Source organism: Corynebacterium riegelii, assembly GCF_001263755.1.
GTDB classification, from domain to species: domain Bacteria; phylum Actinomycetota; class Actinomycetes; order Mycobacteriales; family Mycobacteriaceae; genus Corynebacterium; species Corynebacterium riegelii.
The window spans coordinates 947,305-972,763 of the sequence record NZ_CP012342.1 but is presented as its reverse complement, the minus strand read 5'-3'; the positions used below and the strand labels follow the sequence as shown (position 1 = coordinate 972,763).

Genomic DNA, 25,459 nt, shown 5'->3' with positions numbered 1-25,459 from the left:
AAAGGCTGGAAAGTTATGGCTATTGACCTGCAGATTGGCACCCGCGCACGTGTGACGGTTCCGGGCTCCTCGGCAAACCTGGGTCCGGGCTTTGACACCCTCGGTATTGCGGTGGGCATTTATGACACCGTTGAGGTTGAGGTCACCGCGTCGGGCCTGGAGATTGAGATCATCGGCGAGGGTGCGGAAGACCTGCCGCGCGATAGCTCGCATCTGGTGGTCAAGGCGATTCGTTTGGGTCTTGCGGCTTGTGACGCCAACGCGCCCGGCCTCAAGGTGATTTGCCACAACAACATCCCGCAGTCGCGTGGCTTGGGCTCTTCGGCCGCCGCCGCAGTGGCGGGTGTGGTTGCCGCGAACACGTTGGCTGGCTCGCCGTTGGATAACGACGCGTTGGTGCAGCTGTCCTCTGAGTTTGAGGGCCACCCGGATAACGCGGGTGCGTCCGTGCTCGGCGGGGCGGTGGTGTCCTGGACCGACATTCCGGTGGATGGTCGCTCCAAGCCCAGCTACCGCGCGGTGGGCATCCCGGTGGATCCGTCGATTAAGGCGGTGGCGTTGGTGCCGGACTTCCATGCCTCCACAAACGCGGTGCGCGCGGTGCTGCCGAGCCACGTCACGCACACGGATGCCCGTTTCAACGTGTCGCGCACAGCGGTGATGACGGCAGCGCTGCAGCACAACCCGGAGCTTTTGTGGGAAGGCACCCGCGACCGTCTGCACCAGCCGTACCGCGCAGATGTGCTGCCGGTGACCGCGGAGTGGGTCAACCGCCTGCGCAACCGTGGCTACGCTGCGTTTTTGTCCGGCGCGGGTCCGACCGCGATGGTGCTGACCACGTCGGATGTTGATGAAGCCCTGCTTGACGACGCCCGCGCGGCCAACCTCCGCGTCCTCGAACTCGAGGTTGCGGGCCCAGTTGTAGCGGAACTGCTTTAGAAGCGCTCCATCCCGCCGCGGAGGCTGGCCAAGCCAGTCAGCCCGCGCGCTTCCAAGATGGCGACTGCCTCAGAGGAGCGCACGCCACTGGCGCAAACAATTACGCCACCGTTCTCTAGCTCGTCCGGGGTTTCGCCTTCCATAATCTGCCCGAGCGGCACGTTGATTGCGCCAGGCAGACGGAAGGCGGCGAATTCTACGGGCTCGCGGACATCAATAATCGTGGCACCTTCGGCGATGGTTTCCACCTCAGCAGGACCAGTGGGAGGGGTGCCGGTGCGCACCTGTTCGGTGACCTGGGGGTCTGGGGCAAGCGCAATGTACTCCCAGGTGCCGGCCAACATGTCGTAGTACCCAAGCTGACCAACCAGTGGATCCCCGAGACGCGTGACAATCTTGAGCGCCTCGGCAGCCATGGCGGAGCCAACCACACCCACCAACGGGCCAAGCACGCCCGCCTGCGCGCACGAGGGCACCGAGCCTGGCGGCGGCGAGGCGGGGAAGAGATCCTCATACACCGGCCCACGTCCTGCCCAGAACACGCTCATCTGCGCCTCAAAGCCCAAGATGGACCCCCACACGTGCGGGATACCAAGGCGCGCGCACGCGTGTGAGACCACGTGGCGGGTGGCAAAGTTGTCGGAGCCGTCCAGCACCACGTCGCAGCCTTCGAGCAGCGCAACAGCGTCTGCACCGTCGTTTGACCACGTCAGGCGATGATTTACGGCATCTACCTGGGTATCAGGGTTGAGCGCTTTCAGGCGTGCGGCGGCGGATTCTACCTTTGGCACGCCCACCGTTTCGCCAGAGTGGACGATTTGGCGGTGGAGGTTGGTGGTGGAGGTGACGTCGGCGTCGATAAGCAGGATGCTCCCAACACCAGCCCCGGCAAGGTAGAGCAATGCAGGCGAGCCGATCCCGCCGGCCCCGATCACGCCGATGCGGGCGCCGCGGATACGGGCCTGCGCCTCGGTGCCGATGAGTGAGACCTGGCGGGCGTACCTATCCATCAATGCCAACCCAGTGCGTGGTGCCATCCGCCATCAGCTGCTCTTTCCAAATGGGCACCTCGGCCTTGACGCGGTCGGCGACCTCTTCGCAGGCCGCAAACGCATCGCCACGGTGCGCGGCGGCGGCAAGCACCAGAAACGCCAGCTCACCAATCGGCACAGGACCCACGCGGTGTGCGGCGTACAGACGCACCGGGTGCTTGGCGGCGACCTCTTCCACCACACGCGCAAGCTCCGCCTCGGCGGTGGGATGGGACTCATAGGTCAGTGCGGCAACGCGCTCGCCGTGGTCGTGGTTGCGCACGATGCCCTCAAAACGCACCAGCGCACCCATGGCATCAGTAGTCACATCGCTCACTTCAATAGCGGCCAAGGGCTCCGCGCTAATCGACGTCCCCACAACCACACCAGTCTGCTCCCAGACGTAATCCGGGTCCCTCGGGGCGGAGTTAACGGGGGAGATCAGCTCCACAATGTGTGGCAGCACCGGCTCAAGCACCGCGCAGCCGTCCTTGACCCCGCCGGGGGAACCCGGAAGCGTCATCACAAACGTGCAACCGGCCAAACCCGCAACCGCGCCGGAAAGGATTGCCGTTGGCGTGTTTTCCAAGCCCACGCGGAAAAACTCCTGGACAATCCCGGGCAGCTGCTTATCCAAAAGGGGGGTGATGGCGCTTACGGTAGCGTCGTCAAGCGAAAGCCCCGTACCACCCGAGGTGAGCAACACCGCAGGCTGCTGGGCAAGCGCGCCGCGCACAGCGCCGGCGATCTCCGCATCCGGCACCACAAGCGCATCCGGGGTGTCAAAGCCCATGCGGCGCAAAAACTCCACCGCAACCGGGCCCGATTTATCCTCGTAGCTGCCCGCGGCGGCGCGGGTGGAGGCAACAATAACTCGTGCTGTGTTCATCGTGCAGCCCACCTTACAAGGGGAAATTACAAGGGGTAGACCATCACCAGCTCGCCTGCGCGAAGCGTGGCGGCAACTGGGATGCGGATCAGGCAATCGGCCTGGGATGCCTGGCTGAGCAGGTGCGAGCCCGGCCCGCCGATGGGGTGCGCCTGGCCGTCGATCAATCGCCCCCGCAGGAACTGCTCGCGGTTGTCCAGACCTGTGGTGTCGGCCGCGAGTGGCACCCACACCGGCGCCGGCGCGTGCCCAAACACGGGAGCGACGTACAGGCGGAAACTCACCAGCGTTGAAATCGGGTTGCCCGGCAGGCTCAGCACGGGTACACCGGCGAAGGTGCTCAGGCCCTGCGGTCCGCCCGGCTGCTGCGCGACGTGCCCGTACCAGCCGTCGGTAAACACTTGGCGGATGACCTCAAACTTGCCGTGGCTGATTCCGCCAGAGGTGACAATCGCGTCGGGTGTCAGGGTGTCCACGGCGTGGGTGACCGCGCGCTCAAGGTCGTTTGGGTCATCGTTGGTGCGCAGCGTGCCTACAACATCAATGCCGTGGAGCTGCGCGAGCACGGTGAGCATGGGCCCGTTGGAATCCGGGATGCTTGCGGCACCCGTGCCGCCGATCTCTTTGCCGCCGGTGATGGTGAGAATCCGTGCACGCCTGCGTACCTGCACTTCGGCGATACCCTGGCCGATCAGCGCGCCAATGAGCGCCGGGGTGACCACCGCACCCGCAGGTGCCAGCAGGTCACCTGCGCGGATATCAGAGCCGGCAAGGCGCACAAACTGCCCCGGCGGGCAATCCGGCACGCTGATTTCGGCGCCTTCGTTGACAAACTCGCCAGGGGTGCATGCCTCAACCGGCACGACCGCCGCGGTACCTGCGGGCAGCTTCGTCCCCGTCATCACGGGCGCAGCGCAGTCGAGCCCTTGCGGGTAACACTCATCCGGGTCCACGCCAGCCGGCACGGTTGGGCCGACTCGCCACGTGGCCGCGCCCGCTTGCGGCAGGGCGTAGCCGTCCATCTGGGAGTTATCAAAACTCGGCGCATCACACTTGGCCAGCACATCCTGAGCCAGGAATCGCCCCGCCGCCTCAGTTACTGGGAAGGTTTCCGCGGGCAGTGTCGGCGCAAGCGCGCGCACGGCAGCGAGATGATCTTCGGGAGTTCGAGCCATGCCAGCTACTGTAGTGGCATGCGAATCCATTATTTTGCGGCTGCCCGTGCCGCCGCCGGGCTCGCCGAAGAAGACGTCGAGGCACTGCCGACACTGGAGCTCTTGCTTGCCGACGCCGCATTGCGCCACCCAAACCTCCAACCCATCTTGGACCGCTGCACCTTTCTTATCGACGGCCAACGCGCCACCCCCGACACCCCCCTCGCCAGAGCCGAGCGCGTCGACGTGTTGCCGCCGTTTGCCGGCGGCTAGAGCTGGTGATCATGCGCTGAAGATGCGCACCTGGTCTGGCGCATCAAGCGGGTAGACAGCGATCGCTGCTGCGCCTGCTTCAAGGTCCGTGGCGGCAATGCCGTGGATGGTGCCGTGGATGGTGCCGGAAGCAGTGCGCACTTCAACGGGGGCGCCTTCGCGTGCAGCACCTACCGCGGTGCCCTCACGGCGTGCCTTACCCATTAAGTGCGCAGAGAACTCGGTGGTGGGAAGCGCCGCTTCCTCCGTAACGGTCTTCAGACCGCGCAGCTCACCGCGTTCCAACACAGCAACCGAGTCTGCCAGGTCGAAAATGTCGGCCGTGTCGTGCGTGATAATCACCGTGGTGCGGTTCTGGGACGCGGCACGCAGAAGGGAGCGCCATTGGGCGGAGGTGGGGGCGTCGATGGCGGACAGCGGCTCGTCTAAAAGCAACATGCCCGGTCGCGGGGCCAAGGCACGCACCAGCGCAACTTGGGCAGCCTGGCCGGTGGACAGCTCGGTGACTGGCACGTTGGCCAGCTCAGACAGGCCAGCCGCGTCGAGTAGCTCAGCAGCCTTGTCGGTGACCATGGCTACCGCACCAAGGGCAGTGGTAGTGTGCGGCAGTCCCGGGTGCTGGGTGAGCAGCACCGCGCCTGGGGCAACAAGTGAGCGCACCAGCGTGGTCTTGCCGGCACCGTTAGGTCCGATGAGCGCAGTGGTTTTGCCGGTGGGGAAGCGCGAGGCTTCCTTCGGCTGGTCTGGCTTGGTCAACGCGGTCAGGCGCGCCTGATCAACTGGGCTTTGAGCACGGGGTTTCGGCTCCGCAGGTTTCTTGCGCAGCAGCTGTGGGAGTGCCGATAGCGCCAGCGCCACAACCGCCAGGAAGATCAGGATGGCGGCCAGCCCGTAGGCCACGGACTGCTCCACCTCACGCGCCAGGTAGATACCCAGCGGCATGGTGCGGGTGACCCCTGGCATGGAGCCGGCGAAGGTCAGCGTTGTGCCGAACTCGCCCAGTGAGCGGGCGAACGCTAGGCCCGCAGCCGTAGCAATGGCCGGGGCGATGGCCGGCAGGGTGATACGCCACAAGATCCTGCCGCGCGGGATGCCCACGGCGGCGGCTGATTCTGTGATGTTGCGGTCTAGCTGGCGAAGCGCGGCATCGAGCGTGATCACCACAAACGGCAACGCAATGTAGACGTGCGAGGCCACCACACCCGGAAACGCGAACGCGAACTGCCAATCCAACAGGTCCAGCAGCGGGGCGGCCACGCCGCGGCGCCCAATGAACGCCGAGAGGGCAAGACCAGCAACAACCGGCGGCAGTGCCAGCGGCAACAGCACCAGGCCGCGGGCCAGGAACGCACCACGGCGCAAACGCTGCATCCACAGCGCGAGCGGAAGCCCAAGGCCTAGTGCAACAAGTGTGGCTATCACGGCGGAGGCCAACGTGACCTCAAGTAGCTGCCGCGTTTCCGCGGACGTGGCGATGGTGCCAAGATCGCCCCACGGCACCCGCAGACCGAGTGCGAGCACCGGCGCGAGGATGAGCGCAAGCGTGAGCCACGCTAAGGCGATGACGATAGGGGAGAGCTTCTGCCGCACGGATTACGTCCTGCTTTAAGCTGGGACTAGTTCTGCACAGGCGTGAATCCGTGCTTGGTCCACATGTCCTTGGAGCTGAGCAAAAGCGCCAGAAGGGCAGCGGCTGCCTCGGGGTTTTCGGTGTTGGTGGTTACTGCCGCGACGAGTGAGTTGGGGTGTTCATCGGCGTGCGGGATGTCAAAGGTCAATACTGCGTCCCCTGCGGCTGCCGCGTCTGTGCGGTAGACAAAGCCTGCGTCCGCCTCACCGGAGGTGACCTTGCCAAGTGTGTCCGTGACGTTGTGCTCCAGCGACACCGGGGTGAAGTCCAGGTTGTTGGCAGCGATCAGCTTGCGGGAGACGGCACCGCATGGCACCTGCTCATCACAAATCACTACCTTGGCGTCCGCCAGGTCCTCAACGCCTTGGATGTTGGCCGGGTTGTCCTTTGGCACCACCAGCACCATGGAGTTGGTGGCAACAACCTGTGGGTCCTCAACAACGCCGGCGGCAACCGCATCGTCCATGTTCTTCTGGTCGGCGGTGATCAACAGATCGCCCGGCGCGCCTTCAACCAGCTGCCGCACCAGGTCGGAGGAGCCTGCGTTGACGTAGGTCAGTTTGTTTGGGGAAAGCTCCTGCAGATCGTCGTTGATCACGCGGGTGGATGCCGCGCCCAGGATGGTCAGATCTGGGTTGTCGCCTGCGGCGGTGTCTGCGCTTTCAGAGGAGCAAGCGGCAAGGGCAACGGCAGCAGTAATGACAGAGATACAGGCAAGGGCACGGTTCATGGCACTAAAGCTAGCAGAGTTCTCTAGAGCTCAACCCGGCCTAGCTGGGCCAACTCCTCTGGCGTATCGTAATCGCGCTCGGCGCCTTGGGTCTGATACTTGACGACGCTTCCCGCCACCTTGTACAACGCCTTCGCCGGTACGTCGCGCGTGCCTGTGTGTTCCAGGGCTTTCAGCAGCGCTTGCTTGCGCCACACCGCGCATAGCGGCTGCATAAAGCCTTCCTCGTCCACGGCGACGGCGGCGGCAGCATCCGGGGCGTTCTGGAGCGCCTCGACCAATGCCGGCAGTGCTTCCGGGGAGTGCGGGGCATCAACTGCTACAACGGCGACAAGATCAGCATGAGCAAGCGCCACACCGGCAGCGATGCCGGCCACTGGCCCGCCGAATGGTGGGTCCTCGCACACAGTTGGGATTTCGGGTGGCAACCCAAGATCAAATGGGGAGACCACGATTGGGGTGGTGGGAGTGGGGAGGGCAGATAGCGCTGACAAGGTGGCGTCGATAAGCCTGATGCCCTCAACGCGCACTTGGGCCTTGTCTGTGCCCATGCGGGTGGAGCGACCACCGGCGAGGATGATGACTGAAAGCGCAGGCACGGCGATTATTGGGGGAGCTCGCGGGACCAGTCGCCGGAGCGGCCACCGGACTTGGCGGTAATGCCCATGCGGCGAATGTATGCGGAACGATCCACGCCTTTGACCATGTCAACGATGGACAGCGCGGCCACAGAGACCGCCGTGAGCGCTTCCATCTCAACGCCGGTGCGGTCCGCGGTTCGCACCGTTGCCTGGATAAACACGTGGTCATCGTTGAGCTCGAGCTCAACCGCACAGCCATGTACGCCAATCGTGTGGGCAAGTGGCAAAAGGTCTGGCACCTTTTTGGCAGCCGAGATGCCAGCCACGCGCGCGACGGCCAGGACATCACCTTTGGGCACCGTGCCATCGCGCAGTGCCTGCATGACCTCAGGCGAGCAGGCAACCTCGCCCTGTGCGGTTGCTTCGCGGACGGTGGGCTGCTTTGCCGTGACGTCAACCATGTAGGCCTCGCCATTGGCGCTAAGGTGCGTGAACTTCATACCGGTGGAGTCTAGAGGGTGGTCAGCATGACGTGGACATGCTTCGGAGTTTCGTCCCCCGGCGTAAGATGCGCAATACCGTCGATGCCGGTCAGCGAGGCAACCATGTGGGAGCCCACGTGCTGTGAAAACGCATGCGCGACTGGTTCGGCACCGCTGTAATCCAGACGCACCGGAATCAGGCGAGTGACTTTCGGGTGCGGCTGCGGGAAGCCTTCGGCGGTTATGGCGCGCACCTGCGGGCGCGGGCGCGTATTGCCAGCGAAAGCACGAATCAGCGGCACCAGATACATGTGCGCGGAGACGAACGCGGCCACCGGGTTGCCAGGCAGGCACACAAGCGGCGCGCCGGCGCTTACACCAACGCCCTGCGGTCCGCCAGGGCGCTGCGCGACATGGCCGAACCACATGGAGCCGTTGTGCTTAGCTACGTGACGCACCACATCAAACGCACCCGCACTCACCCCGCCAGCGGTAACCACAATGTCATGCGTTTTCGCGGCCTGGTTGAGGGTGCGCGCGAAGTCCTCTGCACCATCACTGGCGTGCAGCTCGGTGACCTCGGCAGCACCGGCATCGCGGGCGATCTGGGCGAGCAGCGGCGCATTCGAGTTCGGAATCTGCGCGCCTGTGATCGGCTCAGGCCAGGAGACAAGCTCATCGCCGGTGGTGATGACGGCAACACGGGGAAGTGCGTAGACCTCAACCTCGCGCACGCCGGTAGACACCAGCGCGGCAAGCGTTGGGGCGTCAATCACCGTGCCGACGTCCGCCACCACGGCGCCAACCGGCGTATCCGAGCCTGCGCGGCGGATGTGGCCGCGCTTGGTGTCAGCCCCGTTGATAGTCACCTGCTTGGGCAGTTCTACAGGTCCGCGCTCAATGTTGGTCTGCTCAACAGGGATGACAATCAGGTCATCAATACTCGCAGGAATCGGTGCACCCGTCATGATGCGCACCACGTGGCCTTGTGGGCAGTCCACAGGATCGGCGCCTGCGGGGATATCACCCGCAACCGGCAGCGTCCATGGGCCGTCACCGTCCAAGTCGCTTGCCCGGACCGCGAAGCCATCCATCGCGGCATTATCAAACGGTGGCACAGCAAACCGTGCTCGGGCGGGGGAGGCGAGGGCGTGTCCTGTGGCGTCGACAAGCAGCAAGCTCTGAGTACGCGGCGTGGCAAGCGCAAGGACTTCAGCCAAGTGTTCATCGATGGTGCGCATGGGGTTAGCCTCCGATCTCGCTCATGAGACGCTCCGGCTGCAAAAAGCCCGGATCATCAATACCGTGGCCGGGTTTCTTCGCCCACATCGCCGCAGCCCACAGGTCAGCCAGTTCCGTGTCGGTGGCACCTGTCCGCATGGCGTCGCGCAGCGAAATCTCATCCGCCTGCGCCGAAAACAGACACGAACGCACCGCACCATCCGTGGTTAGCCGCGTGCGATCACACGCGCCGCAGAACGGATGTGTCACCGAAGCGATAATGCCAATCTGCCCACTGCGCGTGCCATCCGTGACGTCCCACAGCGCAGCCGGGGCACTTCCGCGCGGCGTTGCTGCAGGGCGCAACGTAAACGATTCCCGCAGCTTACCCAGGATCTCCTCGGCCGTGACCATGTCACCGCGCTTCCAGTGCTCACGAGGGCCAAGCGGCATCTGCTCAATAAAGCGCAGCTGCAAGCCCTTATCCAGGGCAAAGGTGGCCAGATCCGTGATGGCGTTGTCATTCACGCCCGGCATGACCACCGCGTTGACCTTGACCGGGTGAAGACCTACTTCGAGCGCAGCATCAATGCCGGAAAACACATCCTGGATGCGATCGCGCCGGGTCAGCTCGGCATACAGCTTGGGGCTGGTGGTGTCCAGCGAGATGTTGATGCGGTCAAGGCCTGCCTCTTTCAGCGCGAGCGCACGTTTGTCCAAGCCCACCGCGTTGGTAGTCAGCGCCGTCATCGGAGATGCGCCCTCATCCGTGCGCATCGCCTTGGTTGCAGCCACGATCTTCTCAAGGGACTTGCGCAACAGTGGCTCTCCACCCGTAAAGCGAACCTGGCGAATCCCAAGATCCTCCACGGCGATGCGGATCAGGCGGATCGTCTCCTCATCCGTCAGCGCAAGCTCCGTGGGCATCCACTCCAAACCCTCTGCCGGCATGCAATAGGTACAGCGCAGGTTGCAGCGATCCGTGAGACTGACACGCAGGTCACGCGCCACGCGCCCAAACGTATCTACAAGCGTGCGTGGGCCTTCCTGCGGCGGCGGCAACTGGGCAGGTGTCGGCGCGACCGGGGAAGGTCTGCGAGCCGGCACCGGCGTTGGTAAAGAAACAGGACGAGCCATAGTTCGACCCATGATAGGCATCTGCGCCACAAGACCCGAAGTTTCTAGCGGTCGGAGCTTGCGGAATCTGCCTTACGGTTACCAGGTCCCGGAAGCGCAATGACCTCAAACTCACCGCGTTTGAGGTGCTTGCGCAGGTCCTTCTTGTCAAACTTGCCCACAGACGTCTTGTCAATGGAGCGCACAAACGTCCAATACTCCGGCGCCATCCAACGCGGCAACACATCAGCCAGCCCGTCGCGGAGCCTAGCTGCGGTCTCTGCATTGGGTTCGACCTGCGGGTGAACAACCGTTACAGCAAGGGGGCGTTCGCCCCACTTCTTATCCGGGATACCAATCACCGCGCACTCGATGACCTCCTCGGACTCCATGATCAGGTTTTCCACCTGAGCGGAGTAGATCCACTCACCGCCAGAGCGGATCACATCACGCGCACGGTCATACAACGTCATAAACCCGTCATACGTCACCGTGCCCACATCACCGGTGCGCAACCAGCCGTCCGCAGTAAAATGCTCCCGCTCATCCGTGACCGTCTCGCCACGGAACTCAGAGGCCATCTTGCCGTCCTCTTGCGTAGGCGAGTGGTAGTAACTTGCCGCCACAAGATTGCCGCGCACCTGGATCTCACCCTGGGTCAAGTCGTTGGAGGCCATCACCATGCCGTCATTGACCACTCGGTACTCCAGCCAGGGAGCGAACCTGCCCTGGGAAACGCGATACGCCCAACGGGCCTCACCAGCAGCGCCCGAAGGCGGGCGCGCCACCGTACCCACAGTGGACGTCTCCGTCATGCCCCACACATGCACGATGTCAACGCCATAGCGTTCCTCCCACACCTTGATCAACCCCGGCGGGGCAGGGGAACCGCCAACGTAGATCTCCTGCAGACTCATACGCTCCGGCGGATTGTTCAAGTAGTGCACCATCAGCTGAATCCACAACGTAGGCACACCATGCGCAACACGCGGGTGCGCAGACGCAATCAACGCGGCCAGCGTGGGGGCAGAAACATCTGAATCCGGCAGCACCAACGGTGTTCCCGCCAAAAATGCCGCAAGCGGAACACCCCACGACAACACGTGATAAATCGGGATACAGCACAAGAAGGACTCACCATGCGTCACCGCCAACGAGTCCGTAGCACGCAAACTCATCGCCTCAAGCCACAGCGAACGATGCGAATACGCCACGCCCTTCGGCGCACCAGTCGTTGCAGTCGAATACACCAACGCAGCAGCGGTGTTTTCCGGCAGGGAAGGCCAGGGAAAGAGGGTCGACCGACCGTCCAAAAGCATCTCATAGCTCCGAACATCAACCCCCTGCGGCAAAAGATCAGCCAGCGGCGCGACAGGAGACGTGCCAATAAACGCAACAGTTTGCACCAAAGGACACATCTCAAGCAGCCGGCCAAGCTTGCCCGCCAAACGCGGATCCGCCACAATCACCTGCGCCTCAGAGTGATTCACAATGTAGGCAATCTGATCCTCCATCAGCTGCACATTCAACGGCGTGAACACAGCGCCTTTCGACGCCACAGCGAACATCACCTCAAGATGCTCCGCACAGTTGTACATCAGGGTGGCAACACGCTGATCACCATCAATGCCCAACTCATCATGCAACGCATTCGCAAACGCACCCGCACGCGCCGCAATCGCAGAAAACGTAGTCTCCTCGGGCTGATTCTCACGCCACGTGGTGCACTTGGTGGACCCATGCACCGAACTCCCGAACTCCAAAATACGGGCGACGGAGAACGGCACCTCCTGCATCGTAGAAAGCATGCTGCCAACTCTAGCGTGACGCGCCCACAGGCCCGGAATATGGATTTACATCCAATGCGCTATACTTTCGCCTTGGATCACCGCAGTTGGGCTGCGGACATGGCCCGCCTCTCGCGAAACACTTGCCGCGAGGTCAGATCCACCCCTCACACCTCACCACGGTGATTTTGCTGCAACTTTGCGCGCAACACATGTGCCCTTGCGGTAGTTACCCACACGGTGAATGAGGAAGCGCGACATACAAATAGACGAAAGCTGCTGGCACGGCCGCGGAACACCAACAACACATAATTTTCCGCACAAGGGCATCCCAGCTGAGCTACGAAAGGACATCCGTGACCGCAGAAGGTAATACGGCTGCAAACCAGGCCAACGTGGACCTGGCATCTATGAAACTTCCGGAGCTGCGCAAGCTGGCAGCTGAGCGGGGGCTTAAGGGGGTATCTGGACTCCGCAAGGGGGACCTGATCCAAGCAATCGCAACCGGCAAACTCCCGGCAAAGGCAGCAGCACAGTCTGGTGCCGCTAGCGCCGCTAAGGAGCAAGCGCCGAAGGAAGACAGCCCACGTGACGCCAGTGGCGCTGGTGACACTGACGCAAAGCGCTCCGACGACGACCAGCAGTCGCGCTCCGCGGCGCGCCGGGCACGTCGCAACCGTTCGCGTAATCAGCACGAGCAGGGGGATCAGCAGGGCCAGCAAGAGCACGCAGACTCCAGCAACTCGCACAAGGGCGACGGGGAATCGGGGGAGCGTTTCGGCCGTCATGACCGTGATGACCGTAGCGACCGCGACAATAACCGGGACAATAACCGCGGGGATCGCGACAACAACCGCGACAACAACCGTGAAGACGGCGAAGGTGGCGGGCGCCGCGGGCGCCGTGGTCGTCGCAACCGCAACCGTAACAACCGCGATGGCCGTGACCACGGTGGCAATAACCGCGACAACCGTGACAACAACCAGGGCGATAACCAGAACTTCGAACCGGAAGAGCTGCAGGAAGTCGCCGGCATTGTAGACGTGGTGGATAACAACACCGCGTTCATCCGCACCACCGGCTACCGCCAGAACAACGCGGATGTGTTTGTGAACAACAGGCTGGTTCGCCAGAACGGCCTGCGCTCTGGTGACGCCGTTATCGGCCAGGTTCGTGCCAACGGCCAGGGCCACTCCCACGGCAACGGCCGTAACCGCCAGCGCTATAACCAGCTGGTGCGCGTGGATTCCGTCAACGGAATGACGCCGGAGGAAGCACGTGGCCGCAAGGAGTTCCACAAGCTCACGCCGCTGTACCCGAACAAGCGCCTGCGCCTAGAGACTGAGCCGAACATCCTGACCACCCGCGTCATTGACCTGGTCATGCCGATTGGTAAGGGCCAGCGTGCGCTGATCGTCTCCCCGCCAAAGGCAGGTAAGACGACGATTCTGCAGAACATTGCCAACGCCATTGCCACCAACAACCCGGAGTGCTACCTCATGGTTGTGCTGGTAGATGAGCGTCCGGAAGAAGTGACGGACATGCAGCGCTCCGTCAAGGGTGAGGTCATTGCCTCTACCTTTGACCGCCCGCCGTCAGAGCACACCGCCGTGGCAGAGCTTGCCATTGAGCGTGCGAAGCGTCTGGTGGAGATGGGCCAGGACGTGGTGGTCCTGCTGGACTCCATCACCCGCCTGGGCCGTGCCTACAACAACTCTTCGCCGGCATCCGGTCGCATTCTCTCCGGTGGTGTGGATTCCAACGCGCTCTACCCGCCGAAGCGTTTCCTGGGTGCTGCCCGCAACATCGAGGAGGGCGGCTCGCTGACCATCATCGCAACCGCCATGGTGGAGACCGGTTCTGCTGGTGACACCGTGATTTTCGAGGAATTCAAGGGCACCGGCAACGCCGAGCTGAAGCTGGATCGCAAGATCGCAGAACGCCGCGTGTTCCCGGCTGTGGACGTCAACCCGTCCGGCACCCGCAAGGATGAGCTCTTGATGAGCCCCGAGGAGGCGCGCGTGATGCACAAGCTGCGCCGCATCCTGTCTGCGCTGGATCCGCAGCAGTCCATTGACATGCTGATTAAGCAGCTGAAGAAGACCAAGAGCAACGGTGAGTTCCTCATGGGTGTGGCCAAGTCCGCGCCGATGGCTGCTGACCAGACGGAAGAGGATTACGTCTAATGGCTTCAAACTCGAACGTCTCGCTTGTAGACGACTATGTGGCCGAATACGAAGGCATCCAAGCCCAGATGGGCGACCCGGATGTTGCCGCGGACCAGGATCAGTTCCGCAAACTGTCCAAGCGGTACGCGGAACTCCAGCCGATTATCAAGGTCAACGATGAGCTGACGCAGGCTCGTGAGGACCACGAGGCGGCGTCTGAGATGGCCAACGAGGACAAGGAGTTCGCTGAGGAAGCGACCCGCCTCGAAGGCGAGATTGTGCGCCTGGAAGAGGAGCTGGCTGACCTGCTCGCCCCGCGCGATGAGCACGATGGCGATGACGTGATCATGGAGCTCAAGGCCGGCGCCGGCGGCGAGGAAGCTGCGCTGTTCGCAGGCGATCTGGCACGCATGTACCAGAAGTACTGCGAGAAGCACGGCCTGACCTGGGAAGTGCTTGACGTTGCTGAGTCTGACCTCGGTGGCGTCAAGGACATGACCGTGGCTGTCAAGGCGAAGACCCCGTCGCGTGATGGCGCGTGGTCCAAGCTGAAGTTTGAGGGCGGTGTACACCGCGTGCAGCGCATCCCCGTGACGGAGTCGCAGGGCCGCATTCAGACCTCGGCTGCGGGCGTCTACGTGTTCCCGGAAGCCGATGAGATTGAAAGCGTCAACATTGATGAGAAGGATCTTCGCGTCGATGTGTACCGTTCCTCCGGCAAGGGCGGCCAGGGCGTGAACACCACGGACTCCGCTGTGCGTATCACCCACTTGCCCACGGGCATTGTGGTGACCTGCCAGAACGAGCGTTCCCAGATTCAGAACCGAGCGCGTGCCATGCAGGTGCTGCAGGCTCGCCTGGATCAGCTGGAGCGCGAGAAGGTCGAGGCTGCTGAGGCTGAGGGCCGTGCCTCCCAGGTGCGCACCATGGACCGCTCTGAGCGCATCCGCACCTACAACTGGCCGGAGAACCGCATTTCGGATCACCGCATTAACTACAAGGCCAACAACCTTGACTCGGTGCTGGACGGCAACATGGATGACTTGATCACCGCGTTGCAGACCCATGAGCGCCAGGAGCGCCTTGAGGCCGAGTAACCTGCGTCAGCTCCTTTCGGAGGCGGCGCACACGCTTGCGCAGGCTGGCATTGATACGCCCGACAATGATGCCCGCCTGCTTGCGGCGCACCTGCTTGAGGTGGCGCCGCTTTCGGTGATGTTCACAGACCCGTACGAGAGCTTCGCTGAGGAGTTTTCCCAGCTCATCGCTCGGCGGGCGGCGCGTGAGCCACTACAGCACATCACCGGGCAAGCGCCCTTTGGCCCCCACACCTTGGCTGTTGGCCCGGGAGTGTTCATCCCGCGGCCCGAGACGGAAGTCATTGCCGAATGGGGAGCTAGTTTGCTTGCCGACGCCACGTCAAACCCCCCAACCGCCCTCGACCTTGGCACCGGCTCTGGCGCCATTGCGCTTTACCTTTCGGAGGCGGTGCCGGGGGCGAGAGTCGTTGGCGTCGACAAGCAAGAAACTGCCCTGGAATATGCCAAGCGCAACGCACCCAAGGTGGAGTTTGTGCGCGGCGACATGACGGATCCCACGCTGTTGGGGGAGCTGGATGGGGCAGTGGATGTGATTGTGGCCAACCCGCCGTACGTGCCTGAGACTCCGGATCTTGACCCGGAGGTGTACCACGATCCGCATGAAGCGGTGTTTTCTGGCGCGGACGGGATGGACGCCATCCGCGGGCTGGTGCCTGTGGCTGCGCGCTTGCTGAAACCCGGTGGGCACCTGGGTATTGAGCATGACGACACGACATCTGAGGCTGTGCAGGATGTTGTGCGTGCGCACGGGGCGTTTGGGGACGTGCGTGTGATTGCGGACCTGACCGGTCGGGCACGGTTTGTTGTAGCGAGTAAGCTACCCCTATGCCCGCCACAACCTACGATTGTTTAACTCCGGACGGCCGCGCCCAAGGGATCGCCGCAGCAGCTGAAGCGCTGCGCGGCGGTGACGTTGTCGTCTTGCCCACCGACACGGTCTACGGCATTGGCGCGGACGCGTTTAACAACGCCGCCGTGGCAAAGCTCTTGGCAACCAAAAAGCGTGGCCCGGACATGCCGGTGCCGGTGCTCGTGGGCTCCTGGACCACCATCCAGGGCCTGGTACGCGAGTTCTCTGACACGGCAAAGACACTGGTTGAGGCGTTTTGGCCCGGAGGGCTCTCCATCATTGTCCCGGAGGCGCCAAGCCTGCCGTGGAACCTGGGTGACACGCGTGGCACAGTGCTGCTTCGCATGCCCAACCAGCCGCTGGCGCTGGAGCTGCTGCAGGAAGTCGGCCCGATGGCAGTGTCCTCTGCAAACATCTCCGGACACCCGCCGGCAGTGAAGATCCATGAGGCACGCCAGCAGTTCGGCAATGCCGTGCCCGTATACCTGGACGGGGGAGAGGCCACGATTGGGCAGGCCTCAACCATTGTGGATATATCATCCGGCCACCCCGTGATCATGCGTGAAGGCGCAATCTCGCCAGAGCGGATCGGCGAAGTTCTTGGCGTGGACCCGGAATCCATGCGCAGAACCCCGCGCGAGCAGTAGGGGAGTTTTTCTTCCAATGAACGGTCTTGGTGTGCCGCTGCGAGAGCTTGGCCTTGTGATTCTTGTTGCCGCGGCTATTACGTACTTGTCTACGGGGCTTGTGCGCTCTGTGCTTGTACGCACTGGCCGTGTTGCGGAGATTCGCCAGCGCGACGTGCATACCCAGCCAACCCCGTCTGTTGGCGGTGTTGCCATGTTCACCGGTTTTGTCTCTGCGGTGTTTTTGGCGCAGCAACTCCCGGCGCTCACGCGCGGGTTTGCGCCGGTGACTCCGGAGATGACCGCTGTGCTTGCAGGCGCGTTTGCCATTGTGCTGGTTGGGATTGTGGATGACCTCTACGAGCTCGGCGCTTTGGCGAAATTGGCTGGTCAGTTCGTTGCCGCGGTGGTGATGGCGCTGATGGGCATTGTCTTTACCGTGTTCTTCCTCCCCATTGGGGAGGGCACCACGTTGATCCTGGATCAAGTCCAGGGGGTTGTCTTAAGCGCCTTGTTTACCGTGCTGCTGATCAACGCGGTGAACTTTGTCGACGGTATCGATGGCCTTGCAGCAGGCCTGGGCATGATCGCCGGCCTGGCCATTTTGCTTTTTGCGCTGACGGTGCTGCATGACCAAGGTGGCGCCGTATCCGCCTATCCGCCCGCCATCATCTGCGCTGCACTAGTGGGGATATGCGCCGGGTTCTTGCCGCACAACTTTGAGCCCGCACGCATCTTCATGGGGGACTCTGGTGCCATGCTGATTGGTCTGCTGCTGTCTGCGGCAAGCGTGTCAGCCTCCGGCAAGATCAACATGTCGCTCTACGGTGCGGCAGACCTTGTGGCGTTGATCAGCCCAATCATTGTGGTGCTGGCAGCCATTGCGCTGCCGGTTGTTGACTTTGTCTGGGCCGTGGTGCGCAGGCTTGCTCGTGGCCAGCGGCCTTGGGAGGCGGACGCGGGACATCTGCACCACCGTCTCTTGAGGCTTGGGCACACCCACCGTCGCACGGTCTTAGTGCTGTACATGTGGGTATCCGCAGTGGCGTTTGGTGCAGTGAGTTTTTCCATCGTCCCGACAACGTATGCGGCCGCTTTCACTGTGATCGCGCTTCTGGTGGCATTCGTTGCCACGCTGGTGCCACTCACAAGGGGCAAGATAAGTGCGCCGTTTGGCAAGTGACAGATAGGATTGGCCCCCGTGAACGAAAACGGCAACCAAAACGGTAATGAAAACCTCAGCGATACCGAGCCGGACTTGAACGTCCGAGATACCGAGGAGTTTGATGATCCGCGGCGCCCGTTAATCCGAGCACTACGGTTTGGTGCCTACGCGCTCATTGCCTTGACCGTTATCTCACTGATGGCTTGGGGCAACGCTCGTGATTTGCCGGGCATTTGGGGAGTGTTGATGGGCGCCGCTATCGGCGGTGGCTTTGTCTTGGCTACAGCCTTGACTGTGTTGGCTACGTCTAACTCCACGCCGACTGCCACGATGGCTGTCGTGCTTGGCGGCTGGCTGCTGAAGATGGTCGTAATTATTTTGCTACTGCTCTGGCTGCGAACCATGGATTTCTACGACGCAACGGCGTTCGGTGTTACCACCATTGCCGCACTGGTTGTGGCGCTTGCCGCGGAGACGTTTGGCATCATTTCCACGCGTGTTTCTTACGTGTCTTAAAGGCATCTAGTGGTCGTAGGATTAGTTGGGGTAAACACACGACGTTCTGTGACGGACATAACAGTCCCGTAAAAGCTGCCTGTGACCATTGATTTTGCCGCAAAAATGAGCCTGCGTGTTGGGGGAAAGCGACGCGGTTACCCCTAAGGCGCGAAAACCGTTATCAACCTGTTAGGCTATCCGCTGGGTTTACTTGAGGAAGGGGCTTCCCTTACCTGAAGGTCCATCCCCTGTCCCGCGGTAGCAGATGTGCGACGGAGTCCGCCGCGGAGGCAGTCTTCTTGAAGAAGTCCATCGCACCGCATTCCTTGTGGATGCGGCCCGAGAACGGGAGAGAACGCTGAGCGTTACAACGTTGGCCATGAAGGGGAGTTTCCACGCACCCGAACTTGGTCCAGAATTTTTCCCGGGGCAAACTTTCGGCCACATCATCGGTGAAGACTTTGCCGGTGGTTGGTTCGCGCTTGATCGCATCATGCTCGTGCGTCTTTTCATCGCACTGATCATGGTGCTTCTCTTTGTTATTGCCTTTAGGAAGCCGCAGCTGGTTCCCAAGGGCCTCCAGAACTTCGCCGAGATGGGTGTGGACTTTGTCCGCGTCCACATCGCCGAAGACACCTTGGGCAAGAAGGACGGAAAGCGATTCCTGCCGGTTATCGCCTCCATCTTCTTCACCATCTTGTTCATGAATGCAGCCACGATCATTCCGGGATTGAACATCTCGCCAAACGCACGTATCGGCATGCCGATCGTGTTGGCGGTGGTGGCCTACATCGCAATGATCTACGCCGGCGTACAGCGTTACGGCGCGGCCTACTTCAAGCACTCGACGGTGATTCCCGGCTTGCCCCCGCTGCTGCACCTTCTCGTGGTGCCGATCGAGATTTTCTCGACCTTCGTTCTGCGTCCGGTCACCCTGGCACTTCGTCTTATGGCGAACTTCCTGGCCGGCCACATCATCCTCGTCCTTCTGTACTCAGCTACCAACTTCTTCTTCTGGCAGCTGAATGCTTGGACGGCGGTCAGTGGCCTGACCTTGATCGCAGCGATCTTGTTCACCCTGTACGAGTTGATCATCATCTTCCTGCAGGCGTACATCTTCGCTCTTCTGACGGCGGTGTACATCGAGCTGTCGCTGCACGCAGATGCGCACTAACAAAGCGCGTACAAACGGCCAAACTGAATAACCCCACCATTGTCACTCGCGTTCGTGGCACAAACACAACGCCACGGCGCACCTAGAAAGGGAACGACTTTCACATGAACGACATCATTCTTGCTCAGGCAGCAGAGACCGTGAACCGCTACGAGGGTCTCGGCACCATCGGCTACGGCCTTGCAACCATCGGCCCGGGCATCGGCATCGGCATGCTCGTTGGCAAGACCGTCGAGGGCATGGCTCGCCAGCCGGAGATGGCTGGTCAGCTGCGTACCACCATGTTCCTGGGTATCGCCTTCGTTGAGGCACTTGCCCTGATCGGCCTCGTTGCCGGCTTCCTGTTCTAAAAAGAACACGCGTTTATACCCGTTCATTTTTTAGATCAGGAGCAACCAATGACAAACGTCAACGCTTTTATCGTGGCTCAAGGCGCTGAAGCCGGCCACGAGACGCTGCCGCTTGAGACGACTCCGTCGATCCTTTTGCCAGCAGCGTACGACGTGGTTTGGTCGCTCGTTGTCTTCATCATCGTCTTCCTGGTGTTCGCGAAGTACGTGCTTCCGCGTTTCCAGGAGGTTCTGCTGGAGCGCGAGGACCGGATCAAGGGCGGCATTGAGCGTGCTGAGGTCGCCCAAAAGGAAGCAAAGGCTGCCCTGGAGAAGAACAACGCCGAACTCGCTGAGGCTCGCGCCGAGGCGGCTGAGATCCGTGAGGCTGCGCGTACGCGCGGCAAGGAGATCGAGGCCGAGGCTCGCGCACGTGCTGAGGAAGAGTCCCGCCGTATTGTCGAGGCAGGGGAGAAGCAGCTGCTCGCATCGCGTGAGCAGGTTGTTTCCGAGCTGCGCAATGAGATGGGCCAGAACTCGATCAACCTCGCTGAGCGTCTGCTTGGCACCGAGCTGTCGGATGCTACCCGCCGCTCGAACACGATCGATGACTTCCTCTCTGAGCTCGACAACGTTTCGACGAGGAAGTAGGCGAAATGAAGGCAGCAAGTCGCGAAGCACAGACGCACGTGGAGGGCAAGCTCGATGAGCTGATCCGCTCCTCTGACAACGCCGTCGCCGTTGCCGCGCAGATCGGCACCGAGCTGTTCCTCACTGTGGACCAGCTCGACGCTGACCGTTCGCTGCGTGTCGCTGTTGCAGATACTTCGCTTGACGCATCTCAGCGTGAGGGCATCATCACCCAGGTGTTCGGCTCGAAGGTTGCAGAACCGACGAAGAACATTCTGAGTGAGGCTGCATCGCAGGAGTGGTCCACGCCTCGTGAATTCCGCCAGGGCCTGGTTGCTTTGGGACGTCGTGCGCTTTCCCGCGCCGCCGAATCCCAGGGCCAGCTGGAGCAGGTGGAAGAGGAGCTTTACCAGCTGTCTGTTCTTCTGGAGAGCCAGAAGGAACTGACGCAGCTGTTGTCGGACCGCACCGCCACTGCCGCGCAGAAGCGTGGTCTGTTGGCCAGCGTGATCTACGGCAAGGTGACCATGTTTACCGAGGCGCTTGCGCTGCAGGTAATTGGCCGCCCTATGCACAACCCAGTTGATGATCTTTCGGCTCTGGCTGAGGAGATCGCTGAGTTGCGTGGCAAGTCCGTGGCGCGCGTTGTTGCAGCAGAGGCGCTTTCCTCTGCGCAGCGTGAGGCACTCGCAAGCAAGCTTGAGAACATTTACGGTCGCGAGATGGCCATCCACACCGAGGTTGACCCCAGCCTCCTCGGCGGCATGATCATCCGTGTTGGTGACGAGGAAATTGACGGTTCGACGCGCGGCAAGCTCGCACGTCTTCGTACTGACCTCGCTGCGAGCGCGACCCTTTAAGAACAATATGCTGGAAGAATCTACCGAGAGCAGGAAGAACATGGCGGAGCTGACGATCTCCTCCGATGAGATCCGTAGCGCGATAGCGAACTACACCTCGAGCTACTCTGCGGAGGCCTCCCGTGAGGAGGTCGGCGTGGTGACTTCGGCTGCAGATGGTATTGCCCAGGTTTCCGGGCTGCCAGGCTGCATGACGAATGAGCTGCTCGAGTTCCCGAACGGCGTCATCGGCGTCGCACAGAACCTGGACACCGACAAGATCGGCGTTGTGGTTCTGGGTAACTTCGAGTCCCTCCACGAGGGCGACAAAGTAAAGAGGACCGGCGAGGTCCTGTCCGTACCGGTCGGCGAGAACTTCCTCGGCCGCGTCATCAACCCACTGGGTCAGCCGATTGACGGTCTTGGCCCGATCGAGTCCAACGAAGAGCGTGCACTTGAGCTGCAGGCGGCAGGCGTGCTGGACCGCCAGCCGGTTGAGGAGCCGATGCAGACGGGTCTGAAGGCTATTGACGCCATGACCCCGATCGGCCGCGGCCAGCGCCAGCTCATCATTGGTGACCGTAAGACTGGTAAGACCGCAGTCTGCATCGACACCATCTTGAACCAGAAGGCATTCTGGGAGACCGGCGACCCGTCGCAGCAGGTGCGCTGCATCTACGTCGCAGTCGGCCAGAAGGGCTCCACCATCGCTGGTGTGCGCCAGACCCTGGAAGAGGCAGGCGCACTGGAGTACACCACCATCGTGGCTGCTCCGGCATCTGACTCCGCAGGCTTCAAGTGGCTGGCTCCGTTCACCGGTGCCGCCCTGGGCCAGCACTGGATGTACCAGGGCAAGCACGTCCTGGTCATCTACGATGATCTGACCAAGCAGGCTGAGGCTTACCGTGCGATCTCCTTGCTGCTGCGCCGCCCGCCGGGCCGCGAGGCATACCCGGGCGACGTGTTCTACCTGCACTCCCGCCTGCTGGAGCGCGCCGCCAAGCTTAACGACGAGCTCGGTGCAGGCTCTCTGACCGCACTGCCGATCATTGAGACCAAGGCAAACGACGTCGGTGCCTTCATTCCGACGAACGTTATTTCCATTACGGACGGCCAGGTCTTCCTGCAGTCTGACCTCTTCAACCAGGGCGTGCGCCCGGCTATTGACGTGGGTATCTCCGTGTCCCGTGTCGGTGGCGCTGCACAGACTAAGGGCATGAAGAAGGTTGCGGGTAACCTGCGTCTGGACCTGGCCGCATACCGCGACCTGGAGTCCTTCGCAGCGTTCGCATCTGACCTGGATGCTGCTTCCAAGAAGCAGCTGGAGCGCGGCCAGCGCCTAGTCGAGCTGCTGAAGCAGTCCGAGAACTCCCCGCAGCCGGTTGAGTTCCAGATCGTCTCGATCTGGGCTGCCAACGAGGGCGTCTTCGATCCCGTTCCCGTCGAGGATGTCCGTCGCTACGAGCGCGAGCTGCAGGAGCAGATCCGTGCAACCGCACCTGAGGTGTACGAGCAGATCCAGGGCGGCAAGGCTCTGGACGAGAACTCCCAGGCTGCGATCCTGCGCGTGAACGAGGAGTTTGCACGTGGCTTCCAGTCTTCTACGGGCGAGCGCATCGTCCGTGAGCCGGAGGAGAAGGCACTGCCGTCCTCGCAGGTGTCCAAGAATCAGCTCAACGTCAGCCGCTCCAAGTAAGCACGCAAGTGCAACCTTGGACTACTACATAAAGGAAGGGAGGAAACACCATGGCAACTCTTCGCGAATTGCGTGACCGCATCAGGTCCGTCAACTCTACGAAGAAGATCACGAAGGCTCAGGAGCTGATCGCGACCTCGCAGATCACCAAGGCCCAGCAGCGTGTAGACGCAGCGAAACCGTACGCCGATGAGCTCAAAGACGTCATGGAACGCCTCGCAGCTGCGAGCTCCCTCGACCACCCCATGCTCCGTGAGCGTGAGAACGGTCGAGTCGCAGCAATCCTCGTGGTCACCTCTGACCGCGGTATGGCCGGCGGCTACAACCACAACGTGCTGAAGAAGGCGACCCAGCTGGAGCGCATGCTCACCGAGGCTGGATACGACGTCGTCCGCTACGTCACCGGTAACAAGGGTGTGACCCACTACAAGTTCCGTGACATAGACGTCGAAGGCGCCTGGACCGGTTGGTCCCAGAAGCCGACGTGGGAGTCCACCCACGATGTGCGTCGTCACATCGTCGATGGCTTCATGGCTGGTTCTGAAGGCACGGTTAAGTGGCGTGAGGGACTCACCGGTGCCGAGGGCGAACCCGTTCGCGGTTTCGACCAGGTACACGTGGTGTACACCGAGTTCGTCTCCATGCTTTCGCAGGAGGCCCGCGTACACCAGCTGTTGCCGATCGAACCTGTGCTTGAAGAAGTCTCTTACGAGACCGAGCACATGCTCGCGCCTGCTGAGGAAGGCGTATCGCCAGACATGGAGTTCGAGCCGGATCCGGATACGCTCATGAATGAGCTGCTTCCGGTATATGTCTCGCGCTCGTTGTACTCGCTCTTCTTGGAGTCTTCGGCGTCGGAGTCCGCTTCGCGCCGTACCGCCATGAAGAACGCGACGGACAACGCAACCGAGCTGGCCAACAACCTGTCCCGTGAGGCAAACCAGGCCCGCCAGGCTAAAATCACCCAGGAAATCACCGAGATTATCGGCGGCGCAGGCGCGCTGTCCGGTAGTGAGGAAAGTGACTAAATCATGACTACTGCTCACAACTTTGATGAGCGCGATGAGACGCCGGGCGAGGCCACGTTGCAGGCTGAACCGCAGGCGCCGGCTCGCACGGAGTCCACTCAGAACCCGCGTGGTTCCGAGAACGGCCGTGTGGTCCGCGTCATCGGCGCCGTCGTCGACGTGGAGTTCCCTCGCGGCGAGCTCCCCGCGCTCTACAACGCACTCGAGGTTCACATCGACCTCGAAGGCATGTCCCGTGACATCATCCTCGAGGTTGCCCAGTTCCTGGGCGACAACCTCGTTCGTACCATCGCCATGGCTCCGACGGACGGCCTTGTCCGCGGCGCACAGGTGAAGGACTCCGGCAACCCGATCTCCGTGCCGGTGGGCGACCAGGTCAAGGGCCACGTGTTTAACGCACTCGGCCAGTGCCTGGACGATCCGTCGGTAGGCGAGGACGGCGAGCGTTGGTCCATCCACCGCGAGCCGCCAGCATTCAAGGACCTTGAGGGTAAGACCGAGATCCTTGAGACCGGCATTAAGGTCATCGACCTGCTCACCCCGTACGTGAAGGGCGGCAAGATCGGCCTGTTCGGTGGTGCAGGTGTGGGCAAGACCGTTCTCATCCAGGAGATGATTACGCGTATTGCTCGCGAGTTCTCCGGTACCTCCGTGTTCGCCGGTGTTGGCGAGCGCACCCGTGAGGGCACCGACCTGTTCCTCGAGATGGAGGACATGGGCGTGTTGCCTGATACCGCCCTTGTCTTCGGCCAGATGGATGAGCCGCCAGGGGTTCGTATGCGCGTGGCCCTGTCCGGCCTGACCATGGCGGAGTACTTCCGCGATGTGCAGAACCAGGACGTGCTGCTGTTCATTGACAACATCTTCCGCTTCACCCAGGCGGGCTCTGAGGTGTCGACGCTTCTGGGCCGTATGCCTTCCGCTGTGGGTTACCAGCCGACGCTGGCGGATGAGATGGGTGTGCTGCAGGAGCGCATTACCTCGACCCGTGGTCGTTCCATTACGTCGCTGCAGGCCGTGTACGTGCCGGCGGATGACTACACCGACCCGGCACCGGCAACCACCTTCGCTCACCTGGATGCAACCACCGAGCTGAGCCGTTCCATTGCTTCCAAGGGTATTTACCCGGCAGTGGACCCGCTGACCTCGACCTCCCGCATCCTGGAGCCGGGTATTGTCGGCGAGCGTCACTACAACGTGGCGCAGAAGGTCATCGGTATTCTGCAGAAGAACAAGGAACTGCAGGACATCATCGCCATCCTCGGTATGGACGAGCTGTCTGAAGAGGACAAGATCACCGTTATGCGCGCACGTAAGATCCAGCGCTTCCTCGGCCAGAACTTCTTCGTTGCTAAGAAGTTCACCGGCGACGAGGGCTCCTACGTGCCGCTGGAGGAGACCATTGACGCCTTTGACAAGCTGGCGTCTGGCGAGTTCGACCACTACCCGGAGCAGGCCTTCAGCAACCTGGGTGGCCTGGACGATGTCGAGGCTGCATACAAGAAGCTGCAGGAAGCGTAAAG

At 62.0% G+C, this 25,459-nt stretch carries 25 protein-coding genes; 15 read left to right on the top strand and 10 right to left on the bottom strand.

What is annotated here, in order from left to right; translation table 11 throughout:
* Positions 1-15 precede the first annotated feature (15 nt).
* Positions 16-939: a homoserine kinase gene (thrB, locus tag AK829_RS04675; protein WP_052204702.1), complete on the top strand. Its 924-nt coding sequence runs from the start codon at positions 16-18 to the stop codon at positions 937-939.
* Here thrB and AK829_RS04670 read toward each other — a convergent pair.
* Genes AK829_RS04670 through AK829_RS04660 form a run of 3 tightly spaced genes read right to left on the bottom strand, consistent with a single transcriptional unit; the run spans position 936 to position 4,034 of the window.
* A complete protein-coding gene (locus tag AK829_RS04670; RefSeq protein ID WP_052204699.1) occupies positions 936-1,976 on the bottom strand; it encodes a ThiF family adenylyltransferase in 1,041 nt (346 codons plus the stop codon). The genes thrB and AK829_RS04670 overlap by 4 nt on opposite strands.
* Positions 1,942-2,859, bottom strand: coding sequence for a molybdenum cofactor biosynthesis protein MoaE (locus AK829_RS12880; RefSeq protein ID WP_052204697.1), 918 nt, complete (start codon positions 2,857-2,859; stop codon positions 1,942-1,944). The genes AK829_RS04670 and AK829_RS12880 overlap by 35 nt, the downstream gene beginning before the upstream one ends.
* A 26-nt stretch (positions 2,860-2,885) precedes the next feature.
* Positions 2,886-4,034 (bottom strand): molybdopterin molybdotransferase MoeA, encoded by a 1,149-nt coding sequence (locus tag AK829_RS04660; RefSeq protein ID WP_052204695.1) that lies wholly within the window; start codon positions 4,032-4,034, stop codon positions 2,886-2,888.
* Between the two features lie 18 nt (positions 4,035-4,052).
* Here AK829_RS04660 and AK829_RS04655 point away from each other — a divergent pair, with 18 nt between their 5' ends.
* Positions 4,053-4,286 carry a MoaD/ThiS family protein gene (locus tag AK829_RS04655; RefSeq protein ID WP_052204693.1) on the top strand — a complete coding sequence of 78 codons (234 nt, stop codon included), beginning with the start codon at positions 4,053-4,055 and terminating at the stop codon, positions 4,284-4,286.
* 9 nt (positions 4,287-4,295) lie between these two features.
* Here AK829_RS04655 and AK829_RS04650 read toward each other — a convergent pair whose 3' ends face one another.
* From AK829_RS04650 to AK829_RS04620, 7 genes are read right to left on the bottom strand one after another with little or no spacing between them, the layout of a single operon-like run.
* A complete protein-coding gene (locus tag AK829_RS04650) occupies positions 4,296-5,876 on the bottom strand; it encodes an ABC transporter permease subunit (RefSeq protein WP_052204691.1) in 1,581 nt (526 codons plus the stop codon).
* 26 nt (positions 5,877-5,902) lie between these two features.
* Positions 5,903-6,646 (bottom strand): molybdate ABC transporter substrate-binding protein, encoded by a 744-nt coding sequence (modA, locus tag AK829_RS04645; protein ID WP_052204690.1) that lies wholly within the window; start codon positions 6,644-6,646, stop codon positions 5,903-5,905.
* A 23-nt stretch (positions 6,647-6,669) separates the two neighbouring features.
* Positions 6,670-7,245: a molybdenum cofactor guanylyltransferase gene (gene mobA / locus AK829_RS04640; protein WP_308314048.1), complete on the bottom strand. Its 576-nt coding sequence runs from the start codon at positions 7,243-7,245 to the stop codon at positions 6,670-6,672.
* Positions 7,246-7,250: 5 nt separating this feature from the next.
* Entirely contained in the window at positions 7,251-7,727 is a 477-nt protein-coding gene (gene moaC / locus AK829_RS04635; RefSeq protein ID WP_052204687.1) for a cyclic pyranopterin monophosphate synthase MoaC, read from the bottom strand.
* A gap of 11 nt (positions 7,728-7,738) precedes the next feature.
* The gene (locus AK829_RS04630) at positions 7,739-8,950 is read right to left on the bottom strand and encodes a molybdopterin molybdotransferase MoeA (protein ID WP_052204685.1); all 1,212 of its coding nucleotides are present in this window, start codon (positions 8,948-8,950) and stop codon (positions 7,739-7,741) included.
* Between the two features lie 4 nt (positions 8,951-8,954).
* On the bottom strand, positions 8,955-10,067 hold the full coding sequence (gene moaA / locus AK829_RS04625; protein WP_408606279.1) for a GTP 3',8-cyclase MoaA: 1,113 nt from the start codon (positions 10,065-10,067) through the stop codon (positions 8,955-8,957).
* A gap of 44 nt (positions 10,068-10,111) precedes the next feature.
* Positions 10,112-11,854 (bottom strand): long-chain fatty-acid--CoA ligase, encoded by a 1,743-nt coding sequence (locus AK829_RS04620; RefSeq protein WP_052204683.1) that lies wholly within the window; start codon positions 11,852-11,854, stop codon positions 10,112-10,114.
* Positions 11,855-12,189: 335 nt separating this feature from the next.
* On the opposite strand from AK829_RS04620, the gene rho reads away from it, so the two are divergent.
* The 13 genes from rho (at position 12,190) to atpD (ending at position 25,457) form a co-directional block, all read left to right on the top strand.
* A complete protein-coding gene (rho, locus tag AK829_RS04615) occupies positions 12,190-14,019 on the top strand; it encodes a transcription termination factor Rho (protein ID WP_083439745.1) in 1,830 nt (609 codons plus the stop codon).
* Positions 14,019-15,098, top strand: a complete 1,080-nt coding sequence (prfA, locus tag AK829_RS04610; RefSeq protein WP_052204681.1) for a peptide chain release factor 1 — start codon at positions 14,019-14,021, stop codon at positions 15,096-15,098. Before rho ends, prfA begins: the two co-directional genes overlap by 1 nt.
* Positions 15,067-15,954, top strand: coding sequence for a peptide chain release factor N(5)-glutamine methyltransferase (gene prmC / locus AK829_RS04605; RefSeq protein ID WP_052204679.1), 888 nt, complete (start codon positions 15,067-15,069; stop codon positions 15,952-15,954). Before prfA ends, prmC begins: the two co-directional genes overlap by 32 nt.
* The gene (locus tag AK829_RS04600; RefSeq protein WP_052204677.1) at positions 15,927-16,598 is read left to right on the top strand and encodes an L-threonylcarbamoyladenylate synthase; all 672 of its coding nucleotides are present in this window, start codon (positions 15,927-15,929) and stop codon (positions 16,596-16,598) included. Before prmC ends, AK829_RS04600 begins: the two co-directional genes overlap by 28 nt.
* A gap of 16 nt (positions 16,599-16,614) precedes the next feature.
* Positions 16,615-17,760, top strand: coding sequence for a glycosyltransferase family 4 protein (locus AK829_RS04595; RefSeq protein WP_052204676.1), 1,146 nt, complete (start codon positions 16,615-16,617; stop codon positions 17,758-17,760).
* Between the two features lie 75 nt (positions 17,761-17,835).
* Positions 17,836-18,258 carry a hypothetical protein gene (locus AK829_RS04590; protein ID WP_052206379.1) on the top strand — a complete coding sequence of 141 codons (423 nt, stop codon included), beginning with the start codon at positions 17,836-17,838 and terminating at the stop codon, positions 18,256-18,258.
* 361 nt (positions 18,259-18,619) lie between these two features.
* Positions 18,620-19,414 carry a F0F1 ATP synthase subunit A gene (gene atpB / locus AK829_RS04585; protein ID WP_052204674.1) on the top strand — a complete coding sequence of 265 codons (795 nt, stop codon included), beginning with the start codon at positions 18,620-18,622 and terminating at the stop codon, positions 19,412-19,414.
* A 104-nt stretch (positions 19,415-19,518) separates the two neighbouring features.
* Positions 19,519-19,764 carry an ATP synthase F0 subunit C gene (locus tag AK829_RS04580; protein WP_034999811.1) on the top strand — a complete coding sequence of 82 codons (246 nt, stop codon included), beginning with the start codon at positions 19,519-19,521 and terminating at the stop codon, positions 19,762-19,764.
* A 48-nt stretch (positions 19,765-19,812) separates the two neighbouring features.
* Positions 19,813-20,394 (top strand): F0F1 ATP synthase subunit B, encoded by a 582-nt coding sequence (locus AK829_RS04575; protein ID WP_052204672.1) that lies wholly within the window; start codon positions 19,813-19,815, stop codon positions 20,392-20,394.
* 5 nt (positions 20,395-20,399) lie between these two features.
* Entirely contained in the window at positions 20,400-21,233 is an 834-nt protein-coding gene (locus AK829_RS04570; RefSeq protein WP_052204670.1) for a F0F1 ATP synthase subunit delta, read from the top strand.
* A 7-nt stretch (positions 21,234-21,240) separates the two neighbouring features.
* Positions 21,241-22,908 carry a F0F1 ATP synthase subunit alpha gene (gene atpA, locus AK829_RS04565; protein WP_052204667.1) on the top strand — a complete coding sequence of 556 codons (1,668 nt, stop codon included), beginning with the start codon at positions 21,241-21,243 and terminating at the stop codon, positions 22,906-22,908.
* A 50-nt stretch (positions 22,909-22,958) separates the two neighbouring features.
* The gene (locus tag AK829_RS04560) at positions 22,959-23,936 is read left to right on the top strand and encodes a F0F1 ATP synthase subunit gamma (RefSeq protein ID WP_052204665.1); all 978 of its coding nucleotides are present in this window, start codon (positions 22,959-22,961) and stop codon (positions 23,934-23,936) included.
* Between the two features lie 3 nt (positions 23,937-23,939).
* Positions 23,940-25,457, top strand: coding sequence for a F0F1 ATP synthase subunit beta (atpD, locus tag AK829_RS04555; RefSeq protein WP_232305784.1), 1,518 nt, complete (start codon positions 23,940-23,942; stop codon positions 25,455-25,457).
* Positions 25,458-25,459: the final 2 nt, after the last annotated feature.

Coding starts and splice junctions, on each gene's coding strand:
- thrB (WP_052204702.1), top strand. CDS start 16: ATGGCTATTGACCTGCAGATTGGCACCCGCGCACGTGTGACGGTTCCG.
- AK829_RS04670 (WP_052204699.1), bottom strand. CDS start 1,976: ATGGCACCACGCACTGGGTTGGCATTGATGGATAGGTACGCCCGCCAG.
- AK829_RS12880 (WP_052204697.1), bottom strand. CDS start 2,859: ATGAACACAGCACGAGTTATTGTTGCCTCCACCCGCGCCGCCGCGGGC.
- AK829_RS04660 (WP_052204695.1), bottom strand. CDS start 4,034: ATGGCTCGAACTCCCGAAGATCATCTCGCTGCCGTGCGCGCGCTTGCG.
- AK829_RS04655 (WP_052204693.1), top strand. CDS start 4,053: ATGCGAATCCATTATTTTGCGGCTGCCCGTGCCGCCGCCGGGCTCGCC.
- modA (WP_052204690.1), bottom strand. CDS start 6,646: ATGAACCGTGCCCTTGCCTGTATCTCTGTCATTACTGCTGCCGTTGCC.
- moaC (WP_052204687.1), bottom strand. CDS start 7,727: ATGAAGTTCACGCACCTTAGCGCCAATGGCGAGGCCTACATGGTTGAC.
- AK829_RS04630 (WP_052204685.1), bottom strand. CDS start 8,950: ATGCGCACCATCGATGAACACTTGGCTGAAGTCCTTGCGCTTGCCACG.
- moaA (WP_408606279.1), bottom strand. CDS start 10,067: ATGGCTCGTCCTGTTTCTTTACCAACGCCGGTGCCGGCTCGCAGACCT.
- AK829_RS04620 (WP_052204683.1), bottom strand. CDS start 11,854: ATGCTTTCTACGATGCAGGAGGTGCCGTTCTCCGTCGCCCGTATTTTG.
- prfA (WP_052204681.1), top strand. CDS start 14,019: ATGGCTTCAAACTCGAACGTCTCGCTTGTAGACGACTATGTGGCCGAA.
- prmC (WP_052204679.1), top strand. CDS start 15,067: ATGAGCGCCAGGAGCGCCTTGAGGCCGAGTAACCTGCGTCAGCTCCTT.
- AK829_RS04600 (WP_052204677.1), top strand. CDS start 15,927: ATGCCCGCCACAACCTACGATTGTTTAACTCCGGACGGCCGCGCCCAA.
- AK829_RS04595 (WP_052204676.1), top strand. CDS start 16,615: ATGAACGGTCTTGGTGTGCCGCTGCGAGAGCTTGGCCTTGTGATTCTT.
- atpB (WP_052204674.1), top strand. CDS start 18,620: ATGAAGGGGAGTTTCCACGCACCCGAACTTGGTCCAGAATTTTTCCCG.
- AK829_RS04580 (WP_034999811.1), top strand. CDS start 19,519: ATGAACGACATCATTCTTGCTCAGGCAGCAGAGACCGTGAACCGCTAC.
- AK829_RS04575 (WP_052204672.1), top strand. CDS start 19,813: ATGACAAACGTCAACGCTTTTATCGTGGCTCAAGGCGCTGAAGCCGGC.
- AK829_RS04570 (WP_052204670.1), top strand. CDS start 20,400: ATGAAGGCAGCAAGTCGCGAAGCACAGACGCACGTGGAGGGCAAGCTC.
- atpA (WP_052204667.1), top strand. CDS start 21,241: ATGCTGGAAGAATCTACCGAGAGCAGGAAGAACATGGCGGAGCTGACG.
- AK829_RS04560 (WP_052204665.1), top strand. CDS start 22,959: ATGGCAACTCTTCGCGAATTGCGTGACCGCATCAGGTCCGTCAACTCT.
- atpD (WP_232305784.1), top strand. CDS start 23,940: ATGACTACTGCTCACAACTTTGATGAGCGCGATGAGACGCCGGGCGAG.